This is a genomic window from Streptomyces sp. UG1, assembly GCF_049974585.1.
Lineage (GTDB): Bacteria > Actinomycetota > Actinomycetes > Streptomycetales > Streptomycetaceae > Streptomyces.
In genome coordinates, this window is the sequence record NZ_JBNGGG010000079.1 from 1 (window position 1) to 19,821 (window position 19,821).

The window sequence follows — 19,821 nt, forward strand, 5'->3', positions numbered from 1 at the left end:
CTGGGGTGTGGGGGGGGGGGGGGCCGGGGGCGGGGGGGGGGGGGGCGCCCCCCCCGGGGGGGGGGGGGCCCCCCCCCCCCCGGGGCCCCCCCCCCCCCCCCCACACCGTTTCCGGTTACAGCCAGCCGCGCTGCTCCGCGATCCGCACGGCCTCGATGCGATTGCGGGCCGAGGTCTTGCGGATCGCGGCGGACAGGTAGTTGCGGACGGTGCCTTCGGACAGGTTCAGCCGGCGCGCGATGTCGCCGATCGTGGAACATTGCGCGGACGCAGCGAGTGCATCGTGTTCGCGGGGTGAGAGCGGGTTTGGCCCGGCGCTCAGTGCCGCCGCGGCCAGCGCCGGGTCGATCACCTGCTCCCCGGCGAGCACCCGCCGGATCGCCGCGGCCAGTTCGCGTGCGGGGCTGTCCTTGACCAGGAACGCCGAGGCGCCCGCTTCCAGTGCACGGCGCAGGTACTGGGGACGGCCGAACGTGGTGAGGATGACGATCCGGCAGTCCGGCACCGCTTCGCGCAGCTCGACCGCGGTGGTGATGCCGTCCTTGCCGGGCATCTCGATGTCGAGCAGCGCGATGTCGGGCCGTGTCTTGCGCGCGACGGCCAACACCTCCTCGCCATGCGCCGCCTCTCCGACGACCTCGATGTCCTCTTCCAGGCCGAGCAGAGTGGCGAGAGCCCCGCGCAGCATGCCCTGGTCCTCGGCGAGCAGAAGGCGGATCATGGTCGGCGGCTCCAGAACGTCGTCGGGGTGACGGCGGGCACAGCCCGGGGCGGGCGTCAACTCCGCGGCGGGGCGGTGCTGCCCGCTGCGCCCCTGCCGGCGGCTGCGCGACGCTTCTTCTTGCCCTGCACATACAAGTAGACCACGCCCCCGCCCAGGAGGATCACGATCCAGCCGACCACCCGGGAGGCGATCAGGAACGATCCCGTGGACAGCGTCAGGGCGAAGACCACATGCACCGTCGCATGCAGCAGGAACGTCACCCCCATGACCAGCGTGACGAACCGTGACGTCTGCAGCGCCCCCGGCGGCAGTGGCTGTCCCGCCGGAGGTTTCATCAGCAGCATGTGCAGCGGCTTGCCCACCGCGACCGAGAGCAGACAGGCCGCCCCCAGGACACCGGTCAGCATGGCCTCGTTGAACTTGATGGGCAGCGAACCGCCACCCGAGAACAGGGAGATCACCACGGCCAGTCCCAGCCCGATCGCGGCCAGCACCCCGATGAGGTCCACCCGGCGGCGCCACATCAGCACCGCGAGCGTCCGCACCACGGGAATGGCCATGACCAGGCCCAGGGCCAGGGTGTCGCTGGAGACGTGCGGCCGCAGCAGGAAATACCCGACGACCGGGACGACGAGATTGACGACGAGGCTCGAAACGAGCTGACGCACGGGGGGTCGCCCCATCGGCGCCGCGGGCGACCCGGGGACCACGGGCGAGGAGGTGCCGGAGTGCTCGGAAGACATGGTTGGGCAGTTCCTTGTCTGGTGGGGGTGCGACGGACTCCGAGGTCCCTGCTCAGCGGTCCGTTCGCCGGGTCACGGTCACCAGGCGAGCGCCGCACAGCACGATCAGCGCGGCGCCGAGCACCAGCGGCAGGATCGTGTCGCGGGCGATTCCCAGGACCAGCAGGCCGACGCCGACGAGGATTCCGATGATGAACCTGGTGTTCACTCAATTCCCTTTCCGCAATGCGCTCCGGCGTATATTCGCCGTGGATTTCCATGAGGTGCTGTTCTCGTCACCCAGTGTCCGGGTGGCGGTGCGGAATGGTAAGTGAAGACTGTCACTGTTAAGCGATGACAATTGTCAGATGTGCCGGCCGGATCCCTGCGATCCAGGTGGGTGTTGACGCTCCAGGACCAGGTGGGGCATGGTGTCCGAGGGATAGTTCGTTCAACCTGGCGGATTTCGACCGTACCGTGCATGGTGCGTCGATGGCCAGGGAAGGAAAGCGCAAAAAAACAGCAAAACAAAGGCAAATCATTTCCCGAGAGCAGTTTCGATCAGCGCGGGGGAATTAAAGATGCTGGTGGATAGGTGTAGCGTCCTGGAATCGCTGGATGAATCGCTGGGGCGGTGCATCGGCGGACAGGGTCAGTTGGTCGTCGTCAGCGGCGGGCTGGCGACCGGCAAGACGGCTCTGCTGCAGGAGTTCACCCGGACCGCCGAGCTCGACCCCGGAGTTGTGCTGCTGACGGCGGCGGGCTCGCAGCCCGAGCGGTCCCTGCACATGGGCGTGGTGTCGCAGCTGTTCCACAGCGCGCGGCTGTCGGCCGGCATCGCCGACGCGGCGGCAGAGCTGATCGACGCCGAAACGGCGCGGTCCGCCGGCCGGACCGAAGACCAGGCGGGCGAGGTCGACGCCGCCGTGCTGCAGGGACTGAGCACCCTGCTCCTCGAACTGGCCCAGTCGGCGCCCGTGGTCATCGGCATCGACGACGTGCATCACGCGGACAGCGCCTCGCTGCGCGTCCTGCTGCACCTGCGGCGCCACATTCAGTCCTCGCCGGTCATGCTGCTCTTCGGTGAATGGGTGCACCCCGGCGAAATCGTGACCTCCCTGCACGCCGAAGTGAGCCGCCGGCCGGACCGCAGGGTCGTCCTGAACCGGCTGACCGAGGGCGGCGTCAGGGAGTTGCTCGCCATCCGGCTCGGTGCCCGTGACGCCGCCCGGCTCGCCGCCGTCTGCTACCCGCTCACCGGCGGCAACCCGCTGTTGGTGAGCGCGGTCGCCGAGGACTGCAAGGCGCGTGCGGCGAACGGCTGCGACCAGGGCGAGACGCCGCTCGTCGGCGCGGAGTACCGGCGTGCCGTCCTGGACTGCCTCCACCGGTGGGACCGGCGGCTGCTGCAGGTCGGCCAGGGCCTCGCCGTACTGGGTGACCTCGCCACACCCAAGCTGATCGGTCGACTGCTGGACATGACGACCGGGATCGTCGGGCAGATGCTCGACGTCCTGGACACAGCGGGCCTCACCGAAACCGGCCGGTTCAGGCACCCCGAACTCGCCGCGACCGTACTGGAAAGCCTCGGCACGCACACCAGGGCCCGGCTGCATACGCGCGCGGCGGAGCTCCTCTACGAAACCGGCGGGCACCCGATCGACATCGCCCGGCACGTCGTCAACAGCGATACGGTGCCCGGCCCCTGGGCGGTGCGCAGCCTGCTGCAGGCGGCCGAGAAGGCGGTGTCGCCGGAAGAGACCGAGGTCGGCATGAAGGGGCTGGAGCTCGCGCTGAGCCAGTGCGAGGAGCCCGACCGTCGGGCCGCCCGGACCGCGCTTGCGCAGATGGCCTGGCGGGTCAACCCGTCCGCCATCGCCCGTCATCTGCCCGCGCTCCGCGAGACGCTGACGACCGGCGAGCCGTCCGGCCGGATCGCCTCTGCCGTCATCCGCCATCTGCTCTGGCACGGCGATTTGGAGCAAGTGGTCCAGTCGCTGCCCGCGCTCAGCCGCTGCCCCGACGCCGTCCATGGCCGCCTGGCCACCGAGCTGTCGCTGGCCCACTCCTGGATCTACGGCACCCCGATCGACGCACTCGCCGGGACCTGTCGGGCCCCCGGCGTGGGCGACGGCCAGGTGCCCCCGCCCAGCCTGACCGCGATGTGGCGGCAGGGGCCGAGCGACGCTCTCATGCAGAGCGCCGAACACGTCCTGCAGGGCCGGCTCACCGACACGATCCCCGAAGTCGGTGCAGTGGCCCTGCTGGTGCTGGACCACGCGGGGCAGAGGCCGCAGGCGCTGCGCCGCTACCGGACCCTGATGGACAGCGCGGAGCGGCAGGGCGCCATCTCCTGGCAGGCCCTCCTGAAGGCCGTGCGGGCGGACATCGCCCTGCGGCGGGGGGAGCCGGCGGCCGCGGCGGGATACGCGGGCGACGCCCTGAGCCTGATGCACGCACAGAGCTGGGGCGTGCTGATCGGATTCCCGCTCGCCACGCTGATCTCGGCGCACACGGCGACGGGCGACCACCAGCGGGCCGCGGCGCTGCTGGACCGCACGGTGCCAGAGGCCATGTTCGACACCGTCTTCGGCATGCGGTACCTGCAGGCCCGCGGTCACCATCTCCTCGCCGTCGACCGGCCGTTCGCGGCGATCGACGACTTCGAGCTCTGCGGCGCGCTGACGCGTCAGCGAGGCCTGGACATCCCGGCCCTGGTGCCCTGGCGCACCGATCTCGCGGAGGCACAGCTGCGGTTGGGGCGCCGCGAGCGGGCACGGCGCCTGGCGGTCGAGCAACTTGCCCGTCCAGCCAGCGCGTTGGACGCGAGGGCGCGCGGGGTCGCGCTGCGAATCCAAGGGGTGTGCGGACGCCCCGGGGAGGCGGTGGCGCTGCTGCGGGAGGCGGTGCACGTCCTGGAGGAGGCCGAGGACCGCCTCGAACTCGCCCGCGCCCTGGCCGAACTGAGCCGCGTCCACCAGGCCCTCGGCGAACTGGACCGGGCCCGCCTCGTGGCCCGGCGTGCCGAGCTGGAGGCCAGGTACTGCAACGTCGACGTGTCCCCGGCTCCCGAACCGCGTCGCCGCACCGGCGGGAAGATACCCCTGCAGGCCACGCCACCGCGGCGGTCGGCCGACATCACCGTGCCCGGCACGATCGCCGAGACACTCAGCGCCGCGGAGCACAAGGTCGCTTCTCTTGCCGCCCTGGGACACACCAACCGGGAGATCGGCCGCGAACTGTGTATCACGGTGAGCACCGTCGAGCAGCATCTGACGCGCGTGTACCGGAAGTTGAACGTGCACCGGCGAACGGACCTGCAGTCGAGGCTGGCCGGCCTGCTCGACCTGAAGAGCGCATCCGTGGGCTGATATCGGCCTGCCCGCTGTGCACGAAACCCCTGCCCTGAAAGCGAACCGGAATGTAGCCATCCGATTCTTGTTCGAGTAGGGGTGGGGACGGCGCGGTTAGGGGGCGCGAGGGGTATCGACCCGATGATTCCACTTTCTACGATCGCACTTGAGCACAGCCAATACGGTTCCGGATCGGAAGGAATGTGAAGGTGTTACACGTCAGGGAGGAGAACCGATGGATGCGATGTTTCCAGCGGTGTCAGCCGGAGAATGTACGGCTGATCTGCTTTCCGCACGCAGGGGGTTCCGCGGGATTTTTCTTTCCGTATTCCCGGTCGCTCGCGCCTGAGATCGAAGTCTGGGCGATCCAGTACCCCGGACGCCAGGACAGGCGGCACGAACGGCTCATAGACAACATCCCCGAACTCGCCGACCGAATACACGAGGAAGTCACCCGGGAACAGAACCGGCCGTTCGCCTTCTTCGGGCACAGCATGGGAGCGGTCGTCGCTTTCGAGGTGGCCCAGCGGCTGAAGCGCGGCGGGGGCGTTTCCCCGCGGTGGCTGTTCGCCTCGGGCCGTCGCGCCCCGGCCCACCGTCGGGTCGGGGAGGTGCATCTGCGCGACGACGCCGGGCTCATCGAAGAACTGCTCAGCGTGGGCGGCACCAACCAGCTGTTCCTCCAGGACGAGGAACTGCTCGCCGCCATCCTGCCGGTGACCCGCAACGACTACCGCGCCATCGAGACCTACGCATGGGAGGGCGGACCGGAACTGGACTGCCCTGTCACCGCCCTCGTCGGTGAGGGCGACCCACAGGTCACCACCGCCGAAGCCGCGGACTGGGCCACGCACACCACCGGCCCCTTCGAACTGCGCACCTTCCCTGGCGGTCACTTCTACCTCGACGCCCACCGCGCCGCAGTGCTCGACACCGTCTCGACAGCGTTGTCGGCCGCGCCCCGCACCACCTCGTCCCAAGGGAGCAGCGCGTGAAATACGAGATACTCGGACCGCTGCGCATCCTGGACGACGGTGTGTACTCGTCCGTCTCCGCCCGCAAGATCGAGACGGTCATCGCCGCCCTGCTCATCTGCTCGGACCAGGTCGTCGTCCCCGACCAGCTCATCACCGAGATCTGGGCGGACCGCCCGCCGCGCCGGGCCAGCGCCGGACTCCACGTGTACATCTCCCAGGCCCGCAAGTTCCTGCAGCGGCCCGACCGGAAGGAGAATCCGCTCGTCACCCAGTCGCCCGGATATCTGCTGCGGAAGGGCACCGACGAAATCGACTTCCACGATTTCCTCCAGTCGATGAACCAGGGCCGCCGGCACATGAAGGAGCAGCGCCACGAGGAGGCCGCGTCCTGCCTGGAGCGGGCACTGGGCCTGTGGTACGGCCCCGTCCTCGGCGACCTGCGCAACGGCCCCATCATCGACGGCTTTGTGACCTGGATGACGGAGTCCCGCATGGAGTGCCTGGAGATGCTGTGCGATGCCCACCTGCACCTGGGGCGCCACCGCGAGCTGGTGGGCCGGCTGTATCCGCTGATCGCCGAATATCCCCTGCGGGAGACGTTCTACCGGCAGCTGATGCTGGCGCTGCACCGCTCTGAGCGCCAGGCCGATGCGCTGCAGGTGTACCAGACGGCGCGGCGCGTGCTCAACGACGAGCTGGGGCTCGAGCCCTGCCGGGCGCTGCGCGAGCTTCACCAGGCGATTCTGGTGGACGACGACCAGTACGAGCTGCGCACCAGCGCCTAGCGCCTCGCTGTGAGTGCCGGGATGGCCGGTGGTCGGCTGCGGGTTTGTTGTGGCTGGTCGCGCCCACGCAGCGGAGCTGCATATCGATACAGCCCCGCGCCCCTTCGGGGGCGCGGGGTTTTTTCAGGCGCGGGATCCTGCCGTGCGGCGGCCGAGCCTGCGCAGTCGCAGCGCCAGGCTCACCAGCGCGCTTTGCATGGTGCGCACGTCCCGGTCACGTAGCAGCGACGCGAGGATCCACAGCTGGGTCTCGCGTACATGCCGCGGCGAACCGTGCACGTCGTCGAATTCCACCAGGTCCAGTGCGCGGACATGGTCTCGCAGCAACTGGACGTCACTGGCCGGGATGATCTCGTCGCGCAGGCTGGCGACGTAGTGGACTGGGATGTCCAGCCGGTCCAGCTGTTCGCCGGTCAGCGCCCACTTCCCGAGACCGCCCACGATCCCGGAGGGCTCGGTACCGGTGAGGTGGGCCAGTGTGTCGACGGTGATGCGGGGGAGCCGGTGCCGCCAGTCCAGGTCGGTGAAGAACGTGCCGACCGGTGCACCCACGGTGATGACGCTGCTGATCCGGAGGTCGTCCAGGGCGCAGCCGAGCGCCATGTGGCCGCTGAAGCTCAGCGTGATGGCGTGCGTCCGCGTCACGTCCGCCCGGTCCGCGACCGCGTCCAGCAGCGCCGAGAGCATGCCGGCGCTGTCCGGGCCGTAGCGCAGTTCGTTCTCGCCGACGCCGGGCATCTCGGTGACCACCCCGGCCATGCCGATCCGTCCGACGGCGGCAAGGAGCGGCGCCCACTGTTCCTTGACCGTCACGATGCCGCCCATCACCACCAGCAGCGGCTTGGGGTCGGTCGTGGACAAGCCGCTCGCCCAGCAGCGTACGCGGCCCTGGGCGAGCTCCACGTCGAGGCGCTCGATGCCGCGCTGCCCGGTCCGCCAGCGGTCGAGGGCCTCGACGCAGCGCTCCTGTGCTTCGCGGCGGGCCGGGCCGTCGACGTACGGGAAGCGAGCCAACGCGTAGTGCCTGCTCCTCGCCAGGTCGTTGCCGCGGCCCGTGAGCCGCTCGGCTGCACGGCACCACTCACCCACCCAGGACCCGGGACCGTCGCCCTCGTCGCAGTGGATCCGGTCCAGGACCTGCCGGTAACCCTTGATGCCCTGCCCGCGGGCGTGGACCCGGACGTACTCCTTCAGTTCGGCGATGTCGTTCACCGGCCCCCTCCCGCCGTGTCGGCCGACCACGCCGGTGTGGGGCGGTCCTCGGAGCCCGGGCGGGACGCGAACGCCTCCAGACCCTCCTTGATCTCCGCGAGGACGTCCGCCGCCTCGGCACCGTCGATCACGCGGTGGTCGAAGCTCATGTTCAGCCTCAGCACCGGCGCGACCACCACCCGGCCCTCGCGTACCACGGGCCGGTCCTGAGTCCGTCCGACGCCCAGCGTCACCGTCGTACCGCCCACGGAGTGGAAGCCGTCGATCGGACGGTGTCCCAGAGAGGTGACCGCGAACGTGCCCATCGCCTCGGCCCGCCGGGCGAGCGGCCGAACGGCGGCCCGGTAGGCCAACGCGCCCACCGGCCACGGCAGGCGGTGCAGCAGCCGGGCGCCGGAGAACTCCGGCAGCTCTGCGGGGTCGCCGGAACGCAGCCGGTCGATCTGCCCCTGGATGGCGTCGAGTCCGGCCCGCTCCAGGTCGCGGAGCACGGCGGACAGGACGATGCGCCGCCCGTTCAGGGTCTTGTCCAGGGTGATCTTGCCGTGTGCCCCCGGGTACCTGGCCACTCGGGGGCGCAGTCGGCCGCGGACGGCGGCGTTGGCCTCGGGATGCGCGGCCAGCACGCGCGCCGCGGTGTGCAGCACGTACGTCAGGGTCGAGTACCGGCATCCCGTCGCGTCGGCGTCGGCGCGGTGGGCCCGTACCGCTGTCATGTCGACCTCGGTGTCGAGGAAGACCGGCGCGAACTCCCGGATCGTGTCGAGGAAATGGAGGGTGTGGCGGCGCTCCCGGGCGACGCGCGCCTGCTCCACGGGGCCGCTCACGCCTCGACCGCCAGCCGGTAGATGTCCTTGAGGGTCTCGGCCTCCAGGACGTCGGCGAGCGGAACGCTGCGGCCGGTGCGTCGTTCCAGGAGCGTGAGCAGCGACAGCAGGTGCAGCGAGTCCCAGCCGGCCACCTGGTCCAGGGGCAGGCCCGTGTCCTCGGCCGTCAGCGGTATTCCCATGTCCTCGCGCAGCAGCGCGAGAAAGTCGTCCATGGTGTTCACGAGCTGAACTCCCCGATGCTCTGGGTGAGATGGATGTGGTCCGGCGGCGCGGCGATGTCGGCGAGGTCGTGGTGGAAGACCACCGTGCCCGTCGAATGTTCCCCGGCCGGGTCGTCGGCCGGTGTGAAACCGTTGCGCAGGTAGAAGTCCTTGACCTTGTGGTTCTTCGCCGTCGGGCGGTAGGCGCCGACGACCCGGGCCGCGCCGGTGTCCCGGGCGTGCCGCAGCACGGCCAGCAGGCACGCCTGTTCGATGCCGCGTGAGAAGACCCGGCAGCTCAGCAGGAAGTTGTCGAGGTGCAGGACGTCGCCGGCGCGGTGGCCGAGGACGGCGCCCACGAGACCGTTGTCGCCGAAGCGGTCGGCGGAGTGGACGGCCAGTACGAGCGCCGCCGGATCGGCGATCAGGTTCTGCACGTCGTCCGGCTGGAGCCGCACGGTGGTCAGGTTGAACTGGTTGGTGCGCTGGGTGAGCTGGGCGACGCGCGGCACGTCCGGCTCGCAAACGGGGGCCAGGCATACCCGCACCTGCAGCCGGCTCAGGTACTCCGCCAGGGAGTCGAAGCTGTCCAGGAAGTCCTTGCGGACCAGTTCGTCGCGGTACTTCGCCACCCGGGTGCGGTCCTCGGCGGTCAGCTCCCGGGTGTCGAACCAGCCGTCGCTCAGCAGCGCCTGGATGTGCAGCGCCGGCTCCGCACCGACGGGTACGACCGTCACGTCCGGCAGCGCGTGCCGTACCAGCCCGCATTCGTAGGGGCTGTCATCGGCGAACACGAAGCTGTCGACGCCGAGGTTGAGCGCCTCGGCGAGGTCCCGCAGGTTGTCGTGCTTGGGCCGCCAGTCGGCGACGATCCGGACGAGGTCGTCCTCCCGCAGGGTCATGGCCGGATGGTCACGGAAGACGGCGGCGACCGGTTCCACGTCGTTCTTGCTCACCGCCGCGAGCAGGACGCCCTGGGAGCCGAGTTGCTTGACCGTTTTCTGGAAGGCGGTGAAGGCGGCGCCACGGTAACCGTCGGCTATCTCGATCCCGTCCGGTCCGTCCTCGCCCAGTACTCCGCCCCACAGTGTCCCGTCGAGGTCCAGGGCCAGGGTCTTCTTCGTCCGCCCGGTCACGTGCCGGGCCAGGTGCCCGATCTCGCGCGCATACCGCGCCAGCAGGTCGGGCGACAGATGGGCCTTGGCGTACAGGCTGAGCCGGAGGTCCTCGGCGGCGACGCCCTCGGCGATCAGCGGGTCGAGGTCGACGGCGACCACGCGCGCGTGGCCGTCGGCCAGGCCCAGCAGCCGGGCGTTGAACTCCCGCCACACCGCGCCCAGCCGGGCCCGCGAGCCGTGGTCCACGAGCTGTGCGGCGAAACGCCGGGTCAACGGCACCGTGTTGAGCACCAGCGTGCCGCTGCCCGCCTCGTCGAACCGGGTCGCCAGTCGCTCGACCATCGCGTACTTCTCGGCGGCGACGCGCTCGACGTCCTCCGGTCGCCAGGGCACCGGCACCTCGTCGAACACGACCATCGGGTCGAGCACGCACAGCACCAGGTCGGGCCGGGCCGTGTACAGGTCGCTGTCCGGGTCGCCCAGGTCGAACACGTACCCGTCGAAGTCGGACACGCGGATGCGGGCCGGCAGCCCGTGCCGGGCCAGCTCGGCGGTCAGCGGGGCCACGAGCTGGGCGAGCGTGCCGTGACCGGTGACGGCCACGGAGAGCCGGGGGAGTGCGGGGTGGACGCGTGCGATCTCGTCGGGGTCGAGCCGGCCGAGAAGCTGTCCGGCCGTGACGAGTTCGGCGCCGGTCAGATCGGTGAGCAGACCGCGGACCTCGGGATAGCGGGCGACCAGCTGGTCGCCGCGGTGGAGTGCGCGCAGGCTGTCGAGCCCGCCGGGCTCGGCAACGGACGGCACGTTCACCGGCGGTGTCGTCGTCATCCGGTATCAGACCTTTTCCAGTGCGAGGCCCGCCGTGATCCACTTGCTCGACTCCACGGAGACAGCCGCCGCCCGGTCGCCGGTGATGAGGCGGGGCAGGAGGCGTTCGAGCTGGAAGAACGGCAGGGCGTTTCCGGTGTTGCCGAGCTCGCGGACGCAGGAGACCTCTTGGGCGCCGGGGGCGTCCAGGTGCTCGGTGATCCGCGCGGTCATCACCCCGGACAGCTGCGGCGGGAGCAGATAGTCGAGTTCGTCGTCCTTCCAGCCGGCGTGCTCGAGCAACTCCCGCAGGGCGTCTGCCGCGAGCAGCGGTACGGAGCGCTCGATCTCCTTGTAGTCCTCCACCACCGCCGGCCCCTTGACGCCGAGGTCGGCCCGGCCGAACCACTCCACGACCTGGCCCGGCGGCCGGTTCAGGCCCACCAGCCGTACGAACGTGTCGCGTACGACGACGGAGTCCGGACCGGCGTTGGTGCTGAGCACCGCAGCGCCCGCGCCGTCCCCGAACAGCACGCCGTTGATCTGCTCCGCGGGCGGCAGGGCGGCGACGTCGACGTCGAGGTCGAGATGCTTGGCGCAGGACTCCGTCCCCAGCACAAGAGCCGTACGGTGCCGTCCGCTGCGCAGCATCTGATGGGCGACGTCGAGCGCCTGGAAGGCACCGGTGCACCCGGACTGGAGCTGGTAGGCAGGGATGCCGTCGATGCCCAGCCGGTCGGCGATCATGTTCACGGTGGCCGGCATGAGCCGCTCCGGCGAGGAGGTGCCCAGCACCATGAGGTCCACGTCGGCGGGCCCGAGACCGGACGCCTCCAGTGCGCGCCGGCCGGCCGTCTCGCCGAGATCCGTGGGCGTGTACCGGACCTCGCCGGTGTCCAGATCGCGCGCGAAATGGCGTGAACCGGTGCCGACGAAGACGTCGATCCATTGTTCCCAGGCCGCCGGCATATGAAATCGCCGGGCCAGTGTGGCGTTGTCGATGGCGGGCCCCGGCAGGGCGGTTCCGACCGAGCGGACGTGGATATCGGGAGAGTGCATTCTGCCCTTTTCCTCTTCCTCAAGTCGCGGCCAGTCCCGGCCCATCCTCGGACAGGCGGCTAAAGCCCTTCTAGTCCGCACCCGGCGGATATCGGGGTGCGTCGAGCCGCCCGGTGCCGGGGAATTCCTCATGGCCGGAGTTAGGTGTGGGTTAGCCGCGCTTAAGCGGATCCGCAGACAGTGGACGGGGAAATCCCACGGACACCGCGACGATGTCGGGAGCTGAAATGACGGCCCACACCCCGGAAGGCACGGACACGACGGACTCCGGTCCCATCGACCGGCGTGCGCTCGAGTCCGGCACCATGGCCCAGCAGATGACCCCCGACCCCGGGCCGGTGGACATCCGGGCCCTGGCGGTGGCGGCGGCCACCCGGGCCGGACGGTATCTGCCGGGGAGGAGCACGACCGAGGACGCGATCGGCGCGTGCGTCGTCGTGGAGGGACTGACCGAGAAGATCCTCAAGCTGACGATCAACGACGGCGGGGACACCCGGCTCGGCTCCACCATCGAGTACACGGACGCCATCTTCGACCGCGACGGAAAGGAGATCGGGACGTCGACCAGCAGCGCGGTCGTCCTCGGCATGGCCCCGCACATGTGGCAGTTCCACCGCAGCACAGTGGAGTTGCACGACGGCGGTTTCGAGAGCACCGGGGTCATCGACGCCACCGCCATGCTGCGCGGTATGACGCAGATCCTCCAGGTCGCCGGGACCAGCGGCCGGTACGCGGGCAAGGCCGGCTACCTGACCATCGCGATCGCGGACCCGACGCGGAAACCGCCGCACTACACCACGTCGTTCGCCGTGTGCTGACCGCCCGCTGACCGGCTCCCGGCCGACAGTCCGAGGCCAACCCCAGGAGACGCGCCCCGTGCCCCCGGAGGAGGCGCGCTCCACCAGGAAGGGCCACGCGATCCCGCGTGGCCCTTCCGCCATGTCCCCTGACGGCCCCCTCAGTCCGCTTCGGGCCGCGGTGCGCCGAACCAGGTGCGCAGCGCCGTTTCCGGTACGGCGTCCAGCGCGTCGCCGTCGACGGCCCACCCGACCCGGCCGTCCGGCCTCAGGAGCAGGGCCGTCGCGCCGATCCGGTCGGTCGGCGCCACGGACCGCGCGTCGACCCGGTCCGCCCAGCCGGCGACCGCGCCGGCGAACGCCCCGGTCCCGGACAGGTCCAGGAACACGCCCCGCCCCGGGTTCAGCAGCCGTGCCACCGAGGTTTCTCCGTCGGCCGTCCTCAGGGGGACCTCGCCCAGCCTGCGCCCGAGCAGCGGATGCGGCGCGCAGCCGGCGGCTTCCGGCGTGACGGGGTAGCGCACGTCCAGACCGCCGACCATCCTCACCAGGCAGTCGTTCACCTCATCGAACCCGACGAGTTCGGAGAAGACCTGCCGCAGCGGTCCGACCTGGTCCATCGGGTGCATGAGCGCCATCTGGGCCCGGGTCGTCAGACAGGCGCGGGCGCCCACCGGATGCCGCTCGTCGTGATAGGTGTCCAGCAGCCCGTCCGGGGCCCGGCCGTGGAGCGCCGCAGCGAGCTTCCAGCCGAGGTTCATCGCGTCCTCCAGACCGGTGCTGAGGGCCTGCCCGCCGAGCGGGAAGTGGACGTGCGCGGCGTCGCCCGCGAGGAAGACCCGGCCGGTGCGGTAGCGGTCCGCCTGCCGGGTGGGCGTGTACCAGCGGGTCAGCCAGCGGGCCGTGCCCGTGGTGAGAGCCAGGCCGGTGATGCGTTTCATCGCGGCGAACAGATCGTCGAGCGTGACCGGCGCGTCGGTGTCGGCCCGCAGACCGAACTCCCCGGTCGCCACCCGCAGCAGGCCCGGTCCTGCCGGGCCGACCGTGAAGAAGCCGGCATCGTGCTGGTGGAAGCCGAGCAGAGAGAACCACGGGTCGCCGTCCTCGACCGCCACGTCCCCGGTGATCCCGTGGAAGTCGACGTCGGTGCCTGGAAAGCCGACGCCCGCCAGCTCGCGCACCGTACTGCGCGCGCCGTCGCAGCCCACCAGGTACGAACCGGGTACCCGGTCCTCGGCGCCCGCACCGGACCGTATGTGCGCCACGACGCTGCTGTCGTCCTGCTCCAGGCCGACGACCTCGGCACCGCGCCGTATCTCCACGCCCAACTGCCCTGCCCGCTCCGCCAGCCGCTCGGCGACCCGGGAGTGCGGCACGACGTAGGTGCAGGGGTGCTGCCCGGCGAGCCGCAGCGGATCCACCGGGATGTGCGCGAAGTGGGCCCGGGGCAGTTCGAAGCCGTCGGCGCGCAGCGGCTCCATCAGGCCGCGCTGATCGAGGAGTTCGACGACGGCGGAGTTGACGGCCATGCCCAGCGAGCGCCCGTCCGGCTGTGCCTGCCGTTCCAGGACGACGGCCGGGACGCCCGCCAGGCCCAGTTCACAGGCCAGCATCAGGCCCACCGGTCCGCCGCCCGCGACGAGCACAGGATCGGGCGCGGTCCGCGCGGTCGGTGCAGTACGCATGAAAGAACTCCCTTGTCAGTTCGCGGAACCGGCGGTGCGCGCTGCGGTGAACTCGGCGTGCAGATACTGCGCGAGTGAGGCCGGCGTCGGATGGTCGAAGGCCGCTGAGGGCGAGACGGCCACGCCGGCGGCCCGCAGGCGCGTGGTCAACTCCAGGGCGGTGAAGGAGGAGAGCCCCAGGTCGACGAACGCGTCGTCAGGGCCGACCGGCTCCGCCGAGGTGCGGCCCAGGACGACCGCGGTCTGCGTGCGGACGAGGTCCAGCAGTACATCCAGGCGCTCCTCTTCGGGCACGTCGGCCAGGTGCGGCCGGGCCACGTCGGCTGCGGCGCCGGCCGAGCCCAGCACCCGGCGGGCCGCCGGTACCCCGCGCAGCAGTGCGGGCAGCGACTCGGTGCCGAGCTGCGGGACCAGCCGTGCCCAGTCGATGTCGGCGACGAGCAGGGACTCACCGGGCCCTGCCGTGAGACCGTCGACGAGCGCGGCCGCCGCCTCGGACGGCACCGGGCGGACGCCCGACGGGCGCGATACGGCCGGGTCCTCCGTCTCCCAGGGCACCACCAGCAGGGACAGCGCCGGTGCACCTGCCGCCCGGCGCCGGGCGGCGACCGCGTCGAGCGCGGTGTGACCCGGGGACGCGTGGCCGAAACCGGGGATGCCGAAAGCCCCTGCGATCGAGGAGACCAGCACCAACGGGGGCGCGTCGGGCGTCCTGGTCAGCTCGTCCAGCCAACCGGCGGCAGCCGCCTCCCGGAGGCCTTCCTCGATCCGTTCGGCGGTCAGCGGATCCGGGCACGGTGCCACGGGCCGGGCGAGGTGCACGACCGCCGCGAGCGGGCGGTCCTCGGGCACGAGGGCGAGCAGATCCGCCACGGCGCCGCGGTCGCAGGGGTCGTACTCGACGGTGGTGACCCGGTCGCCGAAGTCCTCCCGCAGCCGCGCGAGCGCCGCGGCGTCGGCGTCCCGCGGTGCGACGGCCAGCAGCAGCTGTGTGTCGTCGTGTCCGGCGAGCCGCCCGGCGAGGTGCTCGCCGAGCGCGGTCACGGCACCCGTGACCAGCACGGTTCCCCGCGGCCGCCACGGCGCGCCGGTGCCCTCGGGCGCGCGGCCGGGCGCGGCCGGCACCAGCCGCCGTGCGAACAACCCCTGAGGCCGCAGCGCGAGTTCGCGCTCGCCGCCCTCGGTCGTCAGCGCCGCACCCAGCCGCCGTGCCGCGTCCTGGTCCAGGGCGGGCGGCAGGTCGATCAGGGCGACGCGGAGTTTGGGGTTGTCCGCGGCCAGCGCCTGCCCGAGCCCCCACAGCGCGCACTGCCGTACGTCGTCCGGGGGATCCAGCGGTGTCACGGACCGGCCGGAGCGCGTCGCGATCCACAGCGGCGCCCGTACGCCCGTCTCAGCGAGCGCACGCACCAGCCGCAGCGCGGCCGCGACGCCGACATCCGAGTCCGCGGGAGCGGGCAGCGACAGCACCCCGTGCACGGCGGACGGGTCGGGGAGGTGCTCGCGCAGCCTGCGGGAGAACTCGCCGTCGTCGTCGGTCCCGGCCACCGGGACCGTGACGGCTTGGACGCCCATTGCGATCAGCGCCTCGGTCAGCGTGGCGTCCGGCTCGTCCCCGACCAGCAGCCAGGTGCCCCCGCGCGGCGCAGTGGCGGGCTCCGGCACGGGCTCCCACGCCGCCCGGTAGTGGACCTTGCCGCGCCGACGCCAGGACGACAGCGCCGGCAGCACTGTCTCCAGGGCCCTGCGACCGTCCTCGGCCAGGTGCAGCGCGGCGGCCAGTTCCGGCAGGTCCTGCTGCTCCACGGCTGCCCAGAATGTGTGCTCCGCCGGGTCCCCGGGACCCGTGACCGGGCCGGTGTCCGGGACGTCCAGCCAGTAACGCCGGTGCTGGAACCCGTACGTCGGCAGTCCGACCCGTCGGGCACCGCGCTCGTCGAAGAACCGCGCCCAGTCCACGTGGACGCCCTGTGCATGGGCGTGGCCCAGGGCGGCGAGCAGTGTCTGCGTCTCCGGCCGGCGTGCCCGCAAGGCCGGTACGGGGACCGGGCCGTCGGGCAGGCAGGCGCCTGCCATCGGGGCCAGTACGGCGTCCGGGCCCAGTTCGAGGCAGGTGCTCACCCCTTCCTCCCGGAGGGCGGCGACACCGTCGGCGAAGCGCACGGCGCGACGGACGTGGGCGACCCAGTAACGCGGGTCGCGGATCTCGGCCTCGGTGGCGATCCGGCCGGTGAGGTTCGACACGACGGTGATGCGGGGGGCGCCGTAGGACAGGCGCGCGGCGACGGTCGCGAACTCCTGCAGCATGGGTTCCATCCGCGGGGAGTGGAAGGCGTGGCTCACCCGGAGCCGCCTGGTCTTGCGTCCGTGGCGCGCGAAGTCGGCGGCGATCCGCTCCACTTCGTCCTCGTCGCCGGACAGGACGGTGGAGGCCGGGCCGTTGACGGCCGCGACGGCAACCCGCGGTGCGGCCTCGCCGATGGCCGCCACGACCTCCTCCTCGGTGGCCTGTACGGAGACCATGGCGCCGCCCGGAGGCAGCTCCTCCATCAGCCGGCCGCGGGCGGCGACCAGGGTGCAGGCGTCCTCCAGTGTGAAGACGCCGGCCACCTGGGCGGCGGCGAGTTCGCCCACGGAGTGGCCCATGACGAGGTCCGGCCGCAGCCCGTAGTGCTCCAGCAGCCGGAAGAGGGCGGTCTCGACGGCGAACAGGGCGGGCTGAGCCCAGGCCGTCCGGTCCAGCAGGCCGGCCTCCCGGGTGCCGTGCGCTGCCCACATCACCTCCCACAGCGGGCCGGGCAGGTGACGGCCCATCAGCTCGCAGACCTCGTCCAGAGCCCGCGCGAAGACGCGGTACGAGGCGTACAACTCCCGCCCCATACCGAGGCGCTGCGAGCCCTGCCCCGAGAAGAGGAAGGCGAGCCGGCCCTCGACCGCGGTGCCCCGCACGACGTTTCCGGCCGGCTCGCCCTGCGCCAGGAACTCCAGCCGCCGCAGGAACTCCTCGCGACCGTCGGCGACGACCACGGCCCGGCTGGCCAGCGCCGCCCGGGTGGTGGCCAGCGAGCAGCCCACGTCGGCCACCGAAAGCTCCGGCTGCGCCGCGACGAACGACCGCAACCGCACCGCCTGCGCCCGCAACGCCGACTCACTGACGGCGGACAGCACCCAGGGCACGGGTCCACCGGTGGCCGCACCGGAGCGGCCCACGGGGGTTGCCGGTTGCTCGCCGCCGGCCGTCGAGGCCGTCCTGTTCACGCCCTCTTCCGCCGCGGCGGGTGGGGCGGCCTCGAGGATCGCGTGGGCGTTGGTGCCGCTGATGCCGAAGGAGGAGACCGCGGCGCGGCGGGGGCGGCCGGAGTCGGGCCAGGGGCGGGCGTCGGTCAGCAGGGACACGGCACCGGCGCTCCAGTCGACGTGCGGTGACGGCCGCTCGGCGTGCAGGGTCTTCGGCAGGACACCGTGGCGCATGGCCTGGACCATCTTGATGACTCCGGCGACGCCGGCGGCGGCCTGGGTGTGGCCGATGTTGGACTTCACCGAGCCCAGCCACAACGGCCGCTCGGCAGGCCGCTGTTGTCCGTAGGTGGCGAGCAGTGCCTGGGCCTCGATCGGGTCGCCGAGGGCCGTGCCCGTGCCGTGCGCCTCCACCACGTCGATGTCGGCGGGCGTCAGCCCGGCGGCCTCCAGCGCCTGCTGGATCAGCCTCTGCTGCGAGGGGCCGTTGGGTGCGGTGAGCCCGTTGCTGGCACCGTCCTGGTTGACCGCCGAGCCCCGGACGACCGCCAGCACCGGGTGGCCGTTGCGCTGTGCGTCCGAGAGCCGTTCCAGGGCGAGAACACCGACCCCCTCCGCCCAGCCCGCCCCGTCCGCGTCGGCCGAGAAGGACTTGCACCGCCCGTCCGGCGCCATGCCGCGCTGCCGGCTGAACTCCACGAACACCGCGGGCGTCGCCATCACGGTGACACCGCCCGCGAGGGCCAGATCGCACTCACCGCTGCGCAGCGCCCGCGCCGCGAGATGCAGGGTGACCAGCGACGACGAGCACGCCGTGTCGACGGTGACCGCGGGCCCCTCCAGGCCCAGTGTGTACGCCACCCGGCCCGAGGCCACGCTGCCCGCACTGCCGTTGCCCACCAGCCCCTCGTACTCGCCCGCCCCGGTGCTCAGCAGACGTGCACCGTAGTCGCCGTACATCACCCCGCAGTACACGCCCGTGGCCGAGCCGCGCAGCGTGGACGCGTCGATGCCGGCCCGCTCCAATGCCTCCCAGGAGACCTCCAGCAGCAGCCGCTGCTGCGGGTCCATGGCCAGGGCCTCTCGCGGGCTGATCCCGAAGAACTCGGCGTCGAAATGGCCCGCGTCGTACAGGAAGCCGCCCTCCCGCGCGTACGACGTGCCCAGACGCCCGGGATCGGGGTCGTACAGCCCGTCCAGGTTCCAGCCCCGGTCGCCGGGAAAGGCCGAGATCACGTCCCGGCCCTCGGACACGAGCCGCCACAGGTCCTCCGGGCCGCGCACCCCGCCCGGATAACGGCAGCCCATGCCCACGATCGCGATCGGCTCCTGCCGACCCGAGCGGGCCTCGTCGAGCAGCCTGCGCGTCTCGTGCAGATCCGCCGTCACCCACTTGAGGTAGTCAACGAGCTTCTGTTCGTTCGTCATGTCCCCTCGGTCCTCGGTCCGGTACGCCGGTGTGGTGGGCGGCCGGTCAGGTGTGCCTCAGTTCACGGTCGATGAAGTCGAAGATCTCCTCGGCCGAGGCCGCCTCGATCTGCTCCCGGACATCCGGGTCCGGGGTCTTCCGGTCCTCGTCCCACCGCGTCGTGAGCGACCGCAGCCGACGGGCGATCGCCTCGTTCCCTTCCTCGTCGGGCGTGAGTGCCGCGAGCGTCCGCTCCAGCCGGTCCAGTTCGGCGAGCACCGCCTCGGAGCCGGACACCTCCCGGGGCGCGATCTCGGAACGGATGTACGCGGCCAGGGAGTCGGCGGTCGGATGGTCGAAGACCAGCGTGGCGGGCAGCCGCAGGCCGCTGACCGCGTTCAGCCGGTTGCGCAGCTCGACGGCCATCAGCGAGTCGAATCCCATCTCCCTGAACGCCCGCCGCGGTTCGACCCCGGCGACCGAGCCGTGACCGAGCACCGCGGCGATCTGCCCGCGAATCGCGTCCAGCACCACGCGATGCTGCTCGGCCTCGCTCACCCCGCCGAGCCGCTGCGCCAGCGACGGCCCCTCGGCAGCCGCCCGGCGGGGCGGGGTGCGCACCAGTCCGCGCAGCACCGCGGGCAGCAGCCCGGCACCGGCCTGGGCGTACAGGGCGGTCGTGGCGAACCGGGCGGGCAGCAGCACCGGCCGGTCGTCCGCGAGCGCGGCGTCGAGCAGTGCGAGCCCGTCGTCCGTCGGCAGCGGCACCAGACCCCCGCGGCTCATCCGGGCGTTGTCCGTCCCGGCCAGCTGACCCGTCATCCCCGTGCCCTGTTCCCACAGTCCCCAGGCGAGGGAGGTGGCGGGCAGGCCGTGCGCGCGACGGTGTACGGCGAGGGCGTCGAGG

The 19,821-nt window shown here is 71.8% G+C and carries 15 protein-coding genes; 4 read left to right on the forward strand and 11 right to left on the reverse strand.

Features of this window, described 5'->3' with window-relative positions:
- Positions 1-115: 115 nt before the first annotated feature.
- Genes ACP4J3_RS48530 through ACP4J3_RS48540 form a run of 3 tightly spaced genes read right to left on the reverse strand, consistent with a single transcriptional unit; the run spans position 116 to position 1,675 of the window.
- Positions 116-721 carry a response regulator transcription factor gene (locus ACP4J3_RS48530; RefSeq protein WP_426544301.1) on the reverse strand — a complete coding sequence of 202 codons (606 nt, stop codon included), beginning with the start codon at positions 719-721 and terminating at the stop codon, positions 116-118.
- A gap of 56 nt (positions 722-777) precedes the next feature.
- Complete coding sequence (locus ACP4J3_RS48535; RefSeq protein ID WP_426544303.1) at positions 778-1,467, reverse strand: VC0807 family protein; 690 nt, start codon at positions 1,465-1,467, stop codon at positions 778-780.
- Between the two features lie 52 nt (positions 1,468-1,519).
- Positions 1,520-1,675 (reverse strand): hypothetical protein, encoded by a 156-nt coding sequence (locus ACP4J3_RS48540; protein WP_426544305.1) that lies wholly within the window; start codon positions 1,673-1,675, stop codon positions 1,520-1,522.
- 352 nt (positions 1,676-2,027) lie between these two features.
- On the opposite strand from ACP4J3_RS48540, the gene ACP4J3_RS48545 reads away from it, so the two are divergent.
- From ACP4J3_RS48545 to ACP4J3_RS48555, 3 genes are all read left to right on the forward strand, one after another.
- A complete protein-coding gene (locus ACP4J3_RS48545; RefSeq protein ID WP_426544307.1) occupies positions 2,028-4,817 on the forward strand; it encodes an AAA family ATPase in 2,790 nt (929 codons plus the stop codon).
- A gap of 221 nt (positions 4,818-5,038) precedes the next feature.
- Positions 5,039-5,794 (forward strand): thioesterase II family protein, encoded by a 756-nt coding sequence (locus ACP4J3_RS48550; protein WP_426544309.1) that lies wholly within the window; start codon positions 5,039-5,041, stop codon positions 5,792-5,794.
- Positions 5,791-6,561, forward strand: a complete 771-nt coding sequence (locus ACP4J3_RS48555) for an AfsR/SARP family transcriptional regulator (protein ID WP_426544311.1) — start codon at positions 5,791-5,793, stop codon at positions 6,559-6,561. The genes ACP4J3_RS48550 and ACP4J3_RS48555 overlap by 4 nt, the downstream gene beginning before the upstream one ends.
- A gap of 123 nt (positions 6,562-6,684) precedes the next feature.
- Here the strand turns inward: ACP4J3_RS48555 and ACP4J3_RS48560 are convergent, their stop codons facing one another.
- The 5 genes from ACP4J3_RS48560 to ACP4J3_RS48580 are packed head-to-tail and all read right to left on the reverse strand — an operon-like array spanning position 6,685 to position 11,787.
- Positions 6,685-7,773: an alpha/beta fold hydrolase gene (locus tag ACP4J3_RS48560; RefSeq protein WP_426544313.1), complete on the reverse strand. Its 1,089-nt coding sequence runs from the start codon at positions 7,771-7,773 to the stop codon at positions 6,685-6,687.
- A complete protein-coding gene (locus tag ACP4J3_RS48565) occupies positions 7,770-8,600 on the reverse strand; it encodes a 2-oxo acid dehydrogenase subunit E2 (RefSeq protein ID WP_426544315.1) in 831 nt (276 codons plus the stop codon). The genes ACP4J3_RS48560 and ACP4J3_RS48565 overlap by 4 nt, the downstream gene beginning before the upstream one ends.
- Positions 8,597-8,815, reverse strand: coding sequence for a phosphopantetheine-binding protein (locus tag ACP4J3_RS48570; protein WP_426544329.1), 219 nt, complete (start codon positions 8,813-8,815; stop codon positions 8,597-8,599). Before ACP4J3_RS48570 ends, ACP4J3_RS48565 begins: the two co-directional genes overlap by 4 nt.
- 5 nt (positions 8,816-8,820) lie before the next feature.
- Positions 8,821-10,749, reverse strand: a complete 1,929-nt coding sequence (locus ACP4J3_RS48575) for an HAD-IIIC family phosphatase (protein WP_426544317.1) — start codon at positions 10,747-10,749, stop codon at positions 8,821-8,823.
- Positions 10,750-10,755: 6 nt separating this feature from the next.
- Positions 10,756-11,787 carry a 3-oxoacyl-ACP synthase III family protein gene (locus tag ACP4J3_RS48580; protein ID WP_426544319.1) on the reverse strand — a complete coding sequence of 344 codons (1,032 nt, stop codon included), beginning with the start codon at positions 11,785-11,787 and terminating at the stop codon, positions 10,756-10,758.
- Positions 11,788-12,014: 227 nt separating this feature from the next.
- Between ACP4J3_RS48580 and ACP4J3_RS48585 the strand changes: the two genes are divergently transcribed.
- Positions 12,015-12,605, forward strand: coding sequence for an allene oxide cyclase barrel-like domain-containing protein (locus ACP4J3_RS48585; RefSeq protein ID WP_426544321.1), 591 nt, complete (start codon positions 12,015-12,017; stop codon positions 12,603-12,605).
- A 140-nt stretch (positions 12,606-12,745) separates the two neighbouring features.
- Here ACP4J3_RS48585 and ACP4J3_RS48590 read toward each other — a convergent pair whose 3' ends face one another.
- The 3 genes from ACP4J3_RS48590 to ACP4J3_RS48600 all read right to left on the reverse strand — a co-directional run.
- Complete coding sequence (locus tag ACP4J3_RS48590; RefSeq protein WP_426544323.1) at positions 12,746-14,269, reverse strand: FAD-dependent monooxygenase; 1,524 nt, start codon at positions 14,267-14,269, stop codon at positions 12,746-12,748.
- A 15-nt stretch (positions 14,270-14,284) separates the two neighbouring features.
- A complete protein-coding gene (locus ACP4J3_RS48595; protein WP_426544325.1) occupies positions 14,285-18,934 on the reverse strand; it encodes a type I polyketide synthase in 4,650 nt (1,549 codons plus the stop codon).
- A gap of 46 nt (positions 18,935-18,980) precedes the next feature.
- The coding region (locus tag ACP4J3_RS48600; protein ID WP_426544327.1) for a phosphopantetheine-binding protein at positions 18,981-19,821 on the reverse strand (841 nt) is incomplete at its 5' end.